This is a genomic window from Lentzea sp. NBRC 105346 (assembly GCF_030269605.1).
GTDB lineage: Bacteria > Actinomycetota > Actinomycetes > Mycobacteriales > Pseudonocardiaceae > Lentzea.
This window is the reverse complement of record NZ_BSTQ01000004.1, coordinates 328,734-343,624: the sequence shown is the minus strand read 5'-3', so window position 1 is coordinate 343,624 and position 14,891 is coordinate 328,734. Positions and strand designations below refer to the sequence as shown.

Annotated in this window: 6 protein-coding genes; 1 reads left to right on the top strand and 5 read right to left on the bottom strand. The window is 67.4% G+C overall.

Features of this window, described 5'->3' with window-relative positions; genetic code table 11:
* Window positions 1-7: 7 nt before the first annotated feature.
* From QSK35_RS11470 to QSK35_RS11455, 4 genes are all read right to left on the bottom strand, one after another.
* Window positions 8-526 (bottom strand): WxL domain-containing protein, encoded by a 519-nt coding sequence (locus QSK35_RS11470; protein WP_285745071.1) that lies wholly within the window; start codon window positions 524-526, stop codon window positions 8-10.
* Window positions 527-597: 71 nt separating this feature from the next.
* Entirely contained in the window at window positions 598-5,241 is a 4,644-nt protein-coding gene (locus QSK35_RS11465; protein WP_285745069.1) for a DUF2341 domain-containing protein, read from the bottom strand.
* Between the two features lie 219 nt (window positions 5,242-5,460).
* On the bottom strand, window positions 5,461-6,459 hold the full coding sequence (locus tag QSK35_RS11460; protein WP_285745068.1) for a hypothetical protein: 999 nt from the start codon (window positions 6,457-6,459) through the stop codon (window positions 5,461-5,463).
* A 28-nt stretch (window positions 6,460-6,487) separates the two neighbouring features.
* Entirely contained in the window at window positions 6,488-6,985 is a 498-nt protein-coding gene (locus tag QSK35_RS11455; protein WP_285745066.1) for a hypothetical protein, read from the bottom strand.
* A gap of 343 nt (window positions 6,986-7,328) precedes the next feature.
* On the opposite strand from QSK35_RS11455, the gene QSK35_RS11450 reads away from it, so the two are divergent.
* On the top strand, window positions 7,329-14,144 hold the full coding sequence (locus QSK35_RS11450; protein WP_285745064.1) for a DUF7617 domain-containing protein: 6,816 nt from the start codon (window positions 7,329-7,331) through the stop codon (window positions 14,142-14,144).
* Here the strand turns inward: QSK35_RS11450 and QSK35_RS11445 are convergent.
* On the bottom strand, window positions 14,141-14,596 hold the full coding sequence (locus tag QSK35_RS11445) for an Rv1352/Rv1906c domain-containing protein (protein WP_285745062.1): 456 nt from the start codon (window positions 14,594-14,596) through the stop codon (window positions 14,141-14,143). The two genes, QSK35_RS11450 and QSK35_RS11445, sit on opposite strands and share 4 nt — an antisense overlap.
* Between the last annotated feature and the right edge of the window lie 295 nt (window positions 14,597-14,891).

The window sequence follows — 14,891 nt, the reverse complement described above, 5'->3', positions numbered from 1 at the left end:
GAAGCAGTCACGCCACCTGGTGACTGACGGTCCCGGAGTAGGTCGCACCTCCTTGTGCGGTAAGGGGAATGACGACCGCGAGGCTCGGGTTCCACGCGACCGTGTTACCTCCGGCCGTCGCGTTGGCGTACGTGTACGCCGTCAGCGCCGCCCCGGCGTTCGCACCGGGAGACCCAGCCGTTCCCGCCGTGATGGTCGGGCTGCCCGGAGCGGTCGTGCTCGTCGTCGACCCCGGCGTGTAAGTGATGCCACTGTTGGCGATCGCGGTACTTCCAGCGGAGGTGAACCCCGTCGTCGAATACACGCTGGCCGTCCACCCGGTGGCGTTGCCGCGCGTGTCGGTCACGGTCACGGTTCCCATCGCGCCGGTCACCGTCCCACCGGGAACCGTGGTGCCACCGGTCAGCGTCGCCGAAGCGGGCACCGCCACCGAAAGCGTGCCGCCCGTGGTCGAGAACGTCACGGTGGAGTCCACCGCGTTCGCCGGAACGGCGGTGCCGACCGCGACGGCGGCGACGCCCACCATCAGCGATCCACTACGTATGCCAAACACAACACGCTCCTAGCGTTGGTTCGTTCGAAGTCTGAGGCCGGTTTCTAAACGACGGAGTGCGTGACGGTTCCGCTATAGGAGCCGGGGATGACCGTTATCGGCACGGTGGCCATGAATGTCGGGTTCCAGGTGGCCTGGTTGATGCCGTTGCTACCGGCCTGCGTGAAGCCGGTGCGGGATGTGGTCATGTCCTGCGCGGCCCCGGAGTTGCTCTGTCCCGGGGTGAAGGTGCCGCTGCCGGTGGTCGAGGTGGACGGCCCGGACCAGTACTTCAGGTTCGCGAGCGGAACCGTCCGGCCGCCACTGGTGAAGGTGGTGGAGGACACCGAGGCGGTCCACGATGCGCTTGCGACGCCTCGGTTGTCGATGACCTGGGTCGAACCGAGCGCACCGCTGACCGTGTTGCCGATCAGGCCGCTGCCCAGGTTCGCCGTGCCGGGCAGGCTGATCGTCAGCGAGCCTCCGGCGACGGTGAGGGTGAAGGACTGGGTTGCGTTGGGAGTGGTCGAACTGCTGGCGGTGATCGTCAGCGGGTAGGTGCCCGCGAGCGTCGGCGTTCCCGACAGCGTCGCCGTGCCGTCCCCGTTGTCCACAAAGGTCACACCGGTGGGCAACGTGCCGGTCTTGCTGATGGCCGGTGTCGGCACGCCGGTCGTGGTGACCGTGAAGGTGCCCGCCGAGCCCGCGGTGAAGGTCGTGCTGTTCGCGCTCGTGATCGCGGGCGCGGCCGTGTAGACCACCTCGCTGCCCGTCGCGAAGAAGGTCGACGGCGAGCTCTGGTTGTTGTACTGGGTGCTGACGTACGACGAGCTGCGCACGGTGCTGCCCCACCGGACCTCGTCGATGCTGCCCGCGAAGTAACCGTGACCGCCCGCCGACGGCCAGTTCGGGCCGAGCGACCGGTAGGAACCCATGCGCACATAACCGTTGTAGGGCTGCGCCTGCGTGCTGACCGAGGTCGCCTGCAGAGTTCCGTCCACGTACAGGCCGATGATGTCGTTGGTGTCGTCGCGATATCCGACGGCCTGGTGCCAGTTCCCATCGGTGTACGTGCCCGCGGTGTTGACGGTGATGTTGTTGCCCGCGCCGTCGTTCACGCCGAAGTACACCTTGCTGTCGGTGCCGACGTAGATGTGCCGGTCGTAGCTGCCCGAGCCCGTTCCGCTCTGCACCTGCTCGAAGCCCAGCACCTTCTTGCCCGCCGTCGAGGTCGTCCTGAACCAGACGCTCTCCATGAAGTTCTGCGGGTTCGTCAGCAGGTTCGTCGTGGTGACGTTGTCGTCGGTGCCGTCCAGCGTCAGCGAACCGTCGACCTTGCCCGACACCTGCGCGCCCGCGGCCATCGGGCCCTGCGCGGTGCCGTGGTTGGTGTTGCTGGTGGAGTCCTGGAACTGCGGGGCCGTGCTCGTGGGCCCCTCGGAGAGGTGCCAGACGGCGTCGTAGCCGGAGTCCCAGACCGCGGTGGCGTTCTGCTGGTTGGCCGCCGAGGCGTTGCCGTAGTACATGTAGATGATCGTGTCCGTGGTGTTGGACACCGTTGGCACGTTGACCCAGCTCACGAGCACACCGGTGCCCGAGGTGAAGGACTCGATCTGGTGGTTGAGCTTGGTGGTGCCGTCCGAGCTGGTGAACAGGATGTCGTCACCGTCGGACTGGGCGTCCGCGGCGAGATCGGAGTCGGTTCTGCTGACCAGGAACGGGAAGTTGGTCAGGGTCGCGCCGACCTTGGTGCGGTCGATCGTGATCGCCTTGCGATACCGCCAGCTGGAGTTGTACCACCCCTGTACGACGGTGAGGGTGAACGACTGCGTGGCGTTGGGACTGACCCCGTTGGCGGCGGTGAAGCTCAGCGGGTACGTGCCGATGGAGGTCGACACGGGCGTGCCGGACAGGGTGGCCGTACCGTTGCCGTTGTCCACAAAGGACACACCGCTGGGCAGCGTGCCGGTCATGCTGATCGTCGGTGTCGGTGCGCCGGTCGTCGTGATGGTGAAGGTGCTCGGCAGCGTCGCACCGAAGGAGGTGCTGTTCGCGCTCGTGATCGTCGGTGCGACGCTGTACGCCACCTCGCCCGCGACCGAGACGAACGTGGACGGCGAGCTCTGGTTGTTGTACCTGGCGGTGATGGCCGTCGCCGACCAGGCCCCGGTGGACACCCGGACCTCGTCGATGCTGCCGGCGAAGTACCCGTCGGCGCTGGCGGTGTAGGGGGCCACGTGGTAGCTGCCGAAGCGCCAGTAGCCGTTGTACACCTGGGCGTTGTTACTGGTGACCGGCGTGACGGCCACGCCGTCCACGTAGAAGTTCATCGTGGTGCCGGTGTAGGTGGCCACGAGGTAGTGCCACTGGTTGTCCGCGATGCTGGTAGGCCCCACCGCGGTATCCGCGTTGCCGTCCCACAGGACGAACCGGGGTTTGCCGTCGGTGCCGATGTAGATGACGCGGTCGTAGTTGTTGGTGGCGGTACTGCCGGTCTGGATGTCCTCGAAGTTGACGATGGGCTTACCGAGGAGGGAGGTGGTTTTCACCCATACCTCGATCGTGAACGACTGCGGGTTGGTCTGCTGGACGGCGGTCGAGATGTAGTCGTTGCTGCCGTCGAGGGTGATGCTGCCGTTGATCTTGCCGGCCACCTGGGAGCCCGCGGGCATGGAGCCCTGGTTGGTGCCGTGGTTCGCGTTGCTGGTCGAGTCCTTGAACTGCGGCGCGGTGGCGGTCGGGCTCTGCGACAGGTGCCAGACGCCCTTGTACTCCGAGCGCCACGTGCCGCTGACGTTCTGCTGGTTGGCCGCCGAGGCGTTGCCGTAGTACATGTAGATCGTCTTGTCGACCGTGCTGGACAGGGACGGCACCTGCACCCAGGCGACCAGGATTCCGGACGCCGAGGTGTAGGACTCGATCTCGTGCGGGAGCTTGGTGATCATGTCCGTGTCGGTGAACAGGATGTCGTCGGCATCGGACTGGGCGTGTGCGGCGAGATCGGAGTCAGTCCTGCTGATAAGTACCGCGAAGGTGGTCGTGTTGGCAGGCACCTTCGTGTGGTCGATCGTGATCGCCTTGCGGTAGAGCCAGCTCGCGTTGTACCAGGACGGCACGACGTTCAGGGTGAAGTTCTGCGTGGCATTGGGCGCGACCCCGTTGCTGGCGGTGATGGTCAGCGGGTACGCGCCGACGCTGGTGGTTGTTCCGGACAGGGTGGCCGTTCCGTCGCCGTTGTCCACAAAGGTCACTCCGGCGGGCAACGTGCCGGTCTTGGTGATGACCGGTGTCGGGCCACCGGTCGTGGTGATGGTGAAGGTGCCCGCCGCGCCGTCGGCGAAGCTGGTGCTGGTCGCACTCGTGATCGCCGGTGCGGAGAGGGACTGCTCCGTGCCGAACGTCGTGTACGCCCAGGGGTTGTTCTGGGTGCGGAAGTTGGTGGTCACCCAGTTGGCGTTGCGGACGACGTTGGAGACACGGGGTTCGGAGATGGTGCCTGGAAAGTATCCGTCGACGCCGGCGGTGTTGTCGGACACGTGGTAGCTGCCCAGGCGCCACCACCCGTTGTTGGTCTCGGCCTGGGTGCTGGTGCTGGTGCCGACCAGGTTGCCGTCCACGTAAAGGTTCATGGCGTCACCGGTGGTGTCGTACGTGGCGACGAGGAAGTGCCAGACGCCGGTGGCCAGGTTGGTGCCGCCGGAGGCCACGTGACCGGCGGTGCCGTCCCACAGGGCGAAGTAGGCCTTGCCGTCGGTGCCGATGTTCAGGTTCCGGTCGAAGAGCGTTGCCGCGGTACCGGTCTGCGTCGACTCGAAGTTGAAGATCGGTTTACCCGACGCGGTACTGGTTTTCACCCATGCCTCGATGGTGAAGACCTGCGGGTTGGTCTGCTGGGTCGTGGTCGACAGGTAGTCGTTGACGCCGTCGAGGACGACGCCGCCTTCGGCGTCCGTGGTCATGCCGGTCGAGCCCTGGTACGACGCGTGGTTGGCGTTGCTGGTGGAGTCCTTGAAGTTGCCCGCGGTCGCGCTGACGGCCTCGGACAGGTGCCAGACGGACTTGTGGTTCGAGTCCCACACCGCGGTGGCGTTCTGCTGGCTGGTCGCCGAGGCGTTGCCGTAGTACATGTAGAGCGTGTGGTCGGCAGTGTCGGTCAACGACGGCACCTGAACCCAGGCCCACAGCACCCCGGTCGCCGACGTGTACGACTGGATCTGGTGGTTGAGCTTGGTGACCCCGTCCGAGTCGGTGAACAGGATGTCGTCGGCGTCCGCCTGCGCCCTGGCGGCCAGGTCGGAGTCGGAGGACCTCCGGATCGTCACGGGGAAGTTGGTCACCGTCCCGGACACCATGGTGCGGCTGATCGTGATCGGCTTGCGCCGCGTCCAGCTCGCGTTGTACCAGCCCTCCCCGACGGCCAGGAGGAACCGCTGCTCGGTGGTTCGACCGGTGGGGTCCTCGGCGTTGATGGTCAGGGGGTACGTGCCCTCGGTCCTGGGCGTTCCGGACAGCGTTGCCGTTCCGTCGCCGTTGTCGGTGAACTCGACGCCGTCGGGCAACGCGCCGGCCGCGGTGAGCTCTGGTGACAGCGAACGGGTCGCGGTGAACGTGAAGGCGTCCGACCGCCCCACCGAGAACCGAGCGTGGTCCGCGCTCGTGATCACGAGTGGGGTGGCCGCCGCGGACATGCCGGGAAAGACGAGAGGCATGCAAGTCACCAGCAAGACCGCGACCACCAGCCTGGCCAAAACCCGCCGCTGCAACGCCACCACCCCAACTCGTCAGGAAACGACGCGCGAGCCGTTGCCGACCGCTCTCCGCTCGCACAACCAGAGGGATTATTTAGTTCCCCATCCCCCTGTGCATTGACCTATCCGGCCAACCACCAAAAGGAGTGATCTTCACGGTTTCGCCATAATCAAAAATGACTACCACTGCTTGGCCTCTTCGCGTTCCCGTCGGCGACGTCGCCACGCGAGAATGCCGATCCAGAGCAATGCCGTGCACGCCACCGCGAGGAGCCCCGCCAGTCCGATCAGCAACAGCTTGGGGTAGGGCGACTGCGTTGTGACCGTCTCGCCGACACCGGGCGAGCTGGGAAAGGTGATCACCGCGTTCACGGTCCGGGTGATGAGACCACTCGCCAGGCTCAGCTCCGCCTTCCAGGGGCCGACCGGCAGTCGCTTGTCGAGCAGGACCTTGACCTCCGCCCTGCCTCCCGGCCCGATCGTCGTGCCGACGGACAGGTTGAACGGGCCCGCGCTCAACGCTCCCGGCCCGTCCGACAGCGACAGCGTTCCGCTCACGTCGATCGCCCGCCCACCGGTGTTGTGCACCTGCGCGCGGATCTCGGGTCGCCCGTCGTCGGTCCGTGCCGGGGTGATGCTCTCGATCTCGAAGTCCGTCTTGGGCTCGCCACCGGGGCCGACGTCGAGGTAGATCCGAACGCCGACCCTGTTGATCATGCCGATGTTCCCCGAGGCGCCGGGTGGCGCGGCGACCTCCGCCCAGATCACGGCGTACTGCTCTCCACCTGTCGCGTGCAGGGGAACCGTGATCGTCGCCAGCACCGTGGTCGTGCTGTGGGCGGGCAGGTCGAAGTGGGTGCGGTCGAACGAAACCCAGCTGGACAGCTCGTTGGCCGTGCGAGCGTTGCCGAAGACGAACTTGGCGTCCCGAATGTCGGCCGCGGCCGCATAGACATCGAAGGACTTCGTCTCGTCCGTGGTGTTCGATACCTCCACCCGTCTCTGGATCACGGAGTTGGGCGGCAGGAAGTCGATGATGTAGGTCTTGGCCCTGGGGTCGTCCCGCCTGTTCGTAGGGGCATCGAGCAGCTTGATTCCGATTGAGTCGCCGGGCTTCCCGTCCGGTGTCGCAGACCAACATGTTGTGGTCGCCGCGCTCTGCACGAGCGCGGCGACCACGAGTACTACGAACAGCCGAGCGGCCCGGTCACGCCATCGAATGCGTCACCGTTCCGGTGTAGAGGCCACCGACCGCCTGTGCCGGGACGTTGACGACCAGCGTCGGGTTCCAGGTCGCCGAGTTGTTGCCGACACCGGCGGTGAGGGCGAACGCCGTCGGGGTCTCGCTCAGCGGCACTGCGGCGGCGGCGTTGGCCTGTCCGGGCGCGAACGTGGTGCCGGAGCCGGTCGTCGCGGTCGCGGGTCCCGACCAGTAGTCCACGAGGGTGTTGGCGATCGTCTCATCGGCCGTCGCGCCACCGGTGGTGAAGTCGCCGGAGGTGACCGTGGCCGCCCAGGTGGGAGCGAGCAGGGCCCGCCCGTCGGTGACGGTGACGGCTCCGAGAGCCGAGCTGATCGGGGATCCCGGCCCACCGCTGCCGAGGTCCGCCGTCGCCGGTGCGGTGATCAGCAGAGCGCCACCGGTGACGGTGAACGTCGTCGTGGTGTCAGCGGCGCCGGCCGGACCGGCGGTGAGCACTGCCATGGCCGTCGCGGCGACCAATGCACCAAATGCGGTTCGAAGCCTATAACCGGTACCAATTTGCATGGCAAGCCTCTCATTGTCGTTCTACACGAGGACCACTGACGACAGCCACAGGTCAGCCGGTCTGACTCGAAATGCTACTTCCGGTCTTGATCTCACACCATTGCAGGAATCCCACCTCATCGCGTGAACAAAATCCCCCGAAAACACGCGTAATGAGCGTCGACGTCAATAGGGAATCCCGCATTTGCGGTATTGCCACGTCATCCGCTGATCGTTTTCGGGTCTGTACCTGGGTACGAGTCCACACGACCGCCGGGTCGGCGGGGACCGGAGGCACCACATGCCCGCACGGCGAGGCTCCCGCGTGCTCCGGTCGGTGACGCGCCTGCTGGTCATCCTCGTCCTGGTCGCCGGATCTGCGACGGTGACGACCGGCTCGGCCTCGGCCGGCATCGTCACCCCGTTCACCCAGGTGTACGACAAGGTCGTCTACGGCGACTTCAACATCATCGGCAACTCGGTGACGAAGTGCCCGGCCACGGCGTCCCCGCTCACCTCGGTCCCCTGCTCGGACGGCGCCAACCGGATCGACACCGACGCGGTGAACGACGAGTACGCGATGGCGTGGGCCGACATCGACTCGAACCCGGCGACGTTCGACTCGAGCTCGGCGAGCGTCACCGTCCCGCCCGGCGCGACGATCGACTACGTCCGCCTGTACTGGGCGGGCGACACCGGCCGTTACACGGACTCCGACGGCACACTCGTCTATCCGCTGTGCAGCGGCAACGGCCTGTCGATCGGCGAGTACGCGACCCCGCCTCCCGGAACTCCCCAGACCCAGTCGGTGAGCGTCCGGCTGGGCACCGGCACGACCACCGCCGTGGCTCCGCAGACATTCGTGAACGAGCCGGTAGCCGCGCTGACGGAGGCCCAGTACTACAGCGCGTCCGCCGAGATCACCTCGCTCTTCTCCGGCGCCTCGACGGGGTCCCCGATCACCGTCACGGTGGGAAATGTCTGGACGCCAGAGGGATACAACTGCTTCGGCGGCTGGTCGTTGACCCTCGTGTACACGTATCCGCAGCCCGAACCGACCTACGCACCGGTGCCGCGCGAGATCTTCATCTACGACGGCCACGTCCGTCAGGACAGCCTGCAGCCTCCCACTACCGTGCCGATCAGCGGCTTCCGGTACCCCGGCGGCCCGCTGCGCGCCGGCGTCACGGCCTACGAGGGTGACTGGGGCATCAGCGGCGACCAGTTCCTCATCAACGGAACCCCGATCGCCGAACCCACCGGCACCGGCTCGGGGAACTTCTTCGTCGACAGCGCCGCGGGGCCGGTGAATCCCAACACCCCCAACAACTTCTCGGTCGACGCCAAGGACTTCGTGCTGCCGGCGGGCACGGTGCCCGTCGGGGCGAACAGCCTCACGCTGCAGCTCAACACCACCGGTGACTCCTACCTCGCCCAGCAGGTGGCGTTCTCCGTTCCACTGCCCACGCTGAACGTGGTGAAGGAGGTGTGCACCTCCACCACACCGGCGAACTGCGGCTCCGGCGGCACCGGTCCGTGGGCGGAGAACACCCTCATCCCGTCGGGAAGCACCGCGTACTGGCGGATCAAGGTGAGCAATCCGACCACTGTGGACATTCCGGGGGTGACGCTGAACGACCCGGCGGCGCCCTCCTGCGTGACCGCGGCGGGGACGTTCACCGTGCTCGCCGGGCAGACCCTCACCTTCTACTGCTCGTCGCCGAACCTCACCACGGCGCTGGTGAACAGCGTGACGGCCCGGTTCGTGCCGCTGAGCGCGCCGGCGGGTTCACCACCCGTCGACACCGCACCGGACACCGCACGCGCCGACGTGCACGCGCTCACGATCGCCAAGCAGGTCTGTTCCTCGCTCGTCGCGGCGGACTGTGGTGCGGGAGGGGCGGGGCCGTGGGTGGAGCTCGCGACGATCCCGGCGGGCACCACGGTCCGTTGGAAGATCACGGTGACCAACACCGGCAGCGTCGACCTCACCGGTATCACGATCAACGACGCGGCCCACCCCGCCTGCGCCACCGGGCCGTTCTCCGTGGCCGCCGGGGCTTCCGCGTCCTTCTACTGCTCGACCGCGAACGTGGCCGCGGGCAGCACGAACACCGTCACCGCGCAGTACACCCCGCCGGGCTTGTCCCAGGTGGTGACCGCGCCCGATGACGCGCGCGTACGGGTGTCCCGGCTGACCGTCGCCAAGGAGGTGTGCGGGTCGTCGCTCGCGGCCGACTGCGTCGCCGGCGGAACCGGTCCGTGGCAGGAGAACCTGACCGCCTCGGCCGGGTCGGCCGTCTACTGGCGGATCACGGTGGCCAACACCGGCGAAGCCGACCTGACCGCGATCGCGCTGAACGACGCGGCCGAGGCATCGTGTGCCGTGGCGTCGTTCGACCTGACCGCGGGTGCGACCAAGACGTTCTACTGCTCGACCGCGAACGTCTCGGCGAACAGGACGAACACGGCGACCGCGCAGTACGTGCCGCCGGGTGCGCCGGCCGGCACGGCCCCGGTGGTGACGGCGCCGGACGGTGCGACCGTGAACGTCTACGGTCTCGTCCTGGCCAAGGAGGTCTGCTCGGCGCTGACCGGATGCGCTTCGGGGCCGTGGGTGGAAACGGCCAACCTGCCCAGCGGTTCCACCGCTTACTGGCGGATCACCGCCACCAACACCGGTGACGTCAACCTCACCGGCGTCACTTTGAACGATCCGGCCGAGGCCTCGTGCGTCACCTCGTTCGACCTGGCCGTGAGCGCGTCGAAGGTCTTCTACTGCTCGACGGCCAACGTCACAACCGGCCGGACGAACACGGTCACCGCTACCTACACCCCGCCCGGCGGCAGCCAGGTGAGCACGGCGCCTGACTCCGCGACCGTCAAAGTCACGAACCTGGCTGTAGTCAAGGACATCTGCACCGGCGTCGGCTGTAGCGACAGCGCGACCCTGCCGACCGGTTCGACCGCGCAGTGGCGGATCACGGTGACCAACACTGGCGAAGTCGACCTCACTGGCATCGTGCTCAACGACCCCGGTGAGGCATCGTGTGTCGTCGCGCCGTTCGACCTGGCCGTGAACGAGTCCAAGACGGTCAACTGCTCCACCGCGAACCTCAGCGTGAACAAGACGAACACCGCGACCGCGCAGTACCTGCCGCCAGGCGCTCCGTCCGGCACCGAGCCGATCGTGACCGCACCGGACAGCGCGACCGCCACCGTCTTCGGTCTCGTGGTGGCGAAGGAAGTCTGCTCCTCGCTCATTGCGGCGGACTGTGCCTCGGCCGGTCCCTGGGTGGAGACCGCCAACATCCCGAGCGGCTCCACCGCGTACTGGCGGATCACCGCCACCAACACCGGCGATGTCGACCTCACCGGCGTCACTTTGAACGATCCGTCCGAGGCCTCGTGCATCACCTCGTTCGACCTCGCGGCCGGTGCGACGAAGACGTTCCACTGCACCACCACCACGGTGACGGCAGGCCTGACGAACACGGTCACGGCGACCTACACCCCGCCCGGCGGCAGCCAGGTGACCACGGTCCCTGACTCCGCGACCGTCAAAGTCACGAACCTGGCTGTGGTCAAGGACATCTGCACCGGCGTCGGCTGTAGCGACACCGCGACCCTGCCCACCGGTTCGACCGCGCAGTGGCAGATCACAGTCACCAACACCGGCGAAGTCGACCTCACCGGCATCACCCTCAACGACCCCGGTGAGGCATCGTGTGTCGTCGCGCCGTTCGACCTCGCCGTGAACGAGTCCAAGACGGTCAACTGCTCCACCGCTAACGTCACTACGAACAAGACGAACACCGCGACCGCGCAGTACCTGCCACCAGGCGCTGCCCTGGGTACGGAACCTGTTGTGAGCGCTCCGGACAGCGCGACCGCGACCGTCTTCGGTCTGGTGCTGGCAAAGGAAGTCTGCTCCTCGCTCGTCGCGGCGGACTGTGCCTCGACCGGTCCCTGGGTGGAGACCGCCAACATCCCGAGCGGCACCACCGCGTACTGGCGGATCACCGCCACCAACACCGGCGACGTCGACCTCACCGCCATCACGTTGAACGATCCGGCCGAGGCCACGTGTGTCACCTCGTTCGACCTGGCCGTGAGCGCGTCGAAGGTCTTCTACTGCTCGACAGCCAACGTCACAACCGGCCGGACGAACACGGTCACCGCTACGTACACCCCGCCTGGTGGCACCGAGGTGACCACGGTTCCTGACTCCGCGACCGTCAAAGTCACGAACCTGACCGTAGCCAAGGACATCTGCACCGCCACCGACTGCGGTGACACGGCGACCCTCCCGACCGGTTCGACCGCGCAGTGGCAGATCACGGTCACCAACACCGGCGAAGTCGACCTCACCGGCATCACGCTGAACGACGCCGCCGAGGCATCGTGCGTCGCGGCGCCGTTCGACCTGGCCGTGAACGAATCGAAGACGGTCAACTGTTCCACCGCGAACCTCAGCGTGAACAAGACGAACACCGTGACCGCGCAGTACCTGCCACCAGGTGCTCCCTTGGACACGGAACCTGTTGTGAGCGGTCCGGACAGCGCGACCGCGACGGTCTTCGGGCTCGTGCTGGCGAAGGAGGCCTGCGCCTCGGCGACCTGCGGTTCGTGGGTCGAGACGGCCAACATTCCGAGCGGCTCCACCGCGTACTGGCGGATCACCGCCACCAACACCGGCGACGTCGGCCTGACCGGCATCGTGCTGAACGATGCGGCCGAACCGGGGTGTGCGACAGCCGCGGGGTCGTTCGACCTGATCGTCGGTGAGCTGAAGACGTTCTACTGCTCGACGGCCGGGGTGACGGACAGCGTCACGAACACGGTGACGGCCACGTTCACGCCGCCGGGCGGTGCTCTGCAGACGACGGCACCGGACTCCGCGACGGTGAAGGTGACGAACCTGGCCGTGGCGAAGGAAGTCTGCACCGCGGTGGACTGTTCGGGCACCACCGGCCCGTGGGCGGAGACGGCGAACCTGCCGAGCGGGTCGACCGCACAGTGGCGGATCACGGTGACCAACACCGGTGACGTCGACCTGACCGGCATCACGTTGGACGATCCGGCCGAGGCGTCGTGCGTCACCTCGTTCGACCTGGCCGTCGACGAATCGAAGGCGTTCTACTGCTCGACGGCCAACGTCACGACCGGCCGGACGAACACCGTGACCGCGCAGTACGTGCCGCCGGGGTCGGGAACGCCGGCGACGACCCCGCCCGACTCGGCGACGGTCGTCGTGACGAACCTGGCTGTGGACAAGGAGGTCTGCACCGACACGGACTGCGGCGACGGTCCGTGGAGCGACACGGCGAGCCTGATGACGGGCTCGACCGCGTACTGGCGGATCACGGTGACCAACACCGGCGAGATCGGACTGACGGGCATCGCGTTGAACGATCCCGTCGAGGCATCGTGCGCCGGGGCATCGTTCGACCTGGCCGTGAACGAGTCGAAGACGGTCAACTGCTCCACCACGAACCTCACGACGAACACGACCAACAGCGCGACCGCGCAGTACGTACCGCCGGGTGCGCCACCGAGCACCGAACCGGTCGTGACGGCGCCGGCGAGCGCTACCGCGAACGTGTACGGGCTGGAGCTGGTCAAGGAGGTCTGCGCGTCACTGAGCGACACCGACTGCGGACCAGGTGGTCCGGGGCCGTGGGGCCTCGTCGCGAACATCCCGAGCGGCTCGTCGGTGCACTGGCGGATCACCGCGACCAACACCGGTGATGTCGACCTGACCGGTGTCACCCTGACCGACGCGGACGAGCCGAGCTGTGACACGGTGTTCGATCTCGCGGTCGGTGCGTCGGCCTCGTTCTACTGCTCGACCGACGGCGTGACGGGAAGCGTGACGAACGAGGTCACGGCAACGTTCGGGATGATGGGGTGGCCGGACGTCACCGAGGACGCCGAGGCGTCGGTGAACGTGACGGATCTCCAGGTGCAGAAGGAGATCTGCTCGTCGTTGACCGCGGCGGACTGCGGCACCGGCCCGTGGGTGGACACGGCGACCCTGCCGAAGGGCGCGACGGCGCACTGGCGGATCACGGTGACCAATTCCGGCGACGTCGACCTCACGGGCATCGTGGTGAACGATCCGGCCGAGCCGTCGTGCGTCCCGGCGGCGTTCGATCTGGCCAAGGGCGCGTCGAAGGTCGTCTACTGTTCGACGGCCAACGTCACCGCGACCAAGACCAACGCGGTGACCGCGGCGTACGTCCCGCCGGGCTCACCGCCCAGCACCCCGCCGATCGTCACCGCTCCGGCCGACGCGACCGCGAAGGTGTCGGATCTGTTGGTGCGCAAGGACATCTGCCAGTCAGCGGATTGCACGACATGGGGTGACGACCACGTCATCCAGCGGGGCGGCACCGCACGCTGGCGGATCACGGTGACGAACACCGGCGAGGTCGACCTCACCGGGATCATGCTCGACGACGCCGTCGAGCCGTCGTGCTCGACCGGCGGCATCGACCTCGCGGCCGGCGCGTCCACGACGTTCACCTGCTCGACCACCAACGTCACGGCGGGGATGACGAACACGGTGACCGGGCAGTACGTGCCACCCGGCGCGCCCGCCACCACCCCACCGCTGTCCACTCCACCCGACGACGCCAGGGTGCGGGTGGCCGACCTGACCGTGCGGAAGGAGGTCTGCCTGGCGGGTGCCTGCGACCTCTGGGGCGAGCTGGTGACCGTCCACAGTGGCGGAACGGCCGACTGGCGCATCACCGTCGTCAACACCGGTGAGGTCGACCTCGGCGAGGTGACCGTGCAGGACGCGATCGAGCCCGGTTGCGTCACGCCGGCCTTCGCCCTGGCCTCGGGGGCCGAGAAGACCGTTTACTGCGCGACCGCGGGACTGACCGCGGGCGTCGTGAACACGGCGACCGCGACCTACTCGCTACCCGGAGAGCCACCGGTCGTGATCCCGCCCGACTCGGCGAGCGCCGAGGTGGCACCGACGCCGATACCACCGGCCAGCGCGCCGCTCGCGGTGACCGGCGACGACATCTGGCCGCTGCTGGCCATCGGCCTACTACTGGTGGGGGCGGGCGTGCTCTTGCGCGTCTTCGCAAGGCGGCGCGCCTAGCCCGCCAGCTTCCAGACGCACGAACCCGACAGTTGGAGCACCTCACCGCTGTTGACGGTCAACGTGCCCGGCCCTTCGATGTTGTCGTTCGCGATGATCGCGTCGAACGAGCCCGACGAGTCCTTGTTGCGCGCCCAGTAGCACGACCGAACCCACCCCGACCCGTCCGGTCCGGACGTCTTGTACTTGCCCGCCTTGATGTCGGTGCCGACCTCGTAGGTGCCCGCCCCGAACTCGGTGCGCGTGCCCGCGACGACGGGCGCTTCGGCCGGTTTCGACGCCGTCGCGGTCTGCGTGATCGTCTGCGCAGGGGCGGTGACAGTCTGCGTGATCGTCTTCGCCGGGGCGGTGACGGTCATGGTCACCGGGGCCGACTGCTGCGCCACACCGATGTTCTCCGTGCTCTCTGCCGCGCCGCCGATCCCGACCCCGGTGAACAGAGCCACCGCCACCGCCACCACCCACGGCCAGCGCCGGCGGGGCCTGGGTGAGGGCTGAAGAACCGGGGGCGGCACAACGGTGGGGACGAACGAAAGATCCTGGGGAGCCGTTTGCTGGTTCATGAGATCCCTTCGGGCCGAGTGTCCGCACACCACCCGTTCCGGTGGCCGTTCAAGTACGACCCGACGCCGTTGTGGTGGCGGTCGCGTCACGGGAGCACCTCGGTTGCCTCCGATCTACATCGGACTGTCCACTTGCCACTCGAATGAGTGATCATCTTCGGATTGGATAACGCACGGCGCTTCG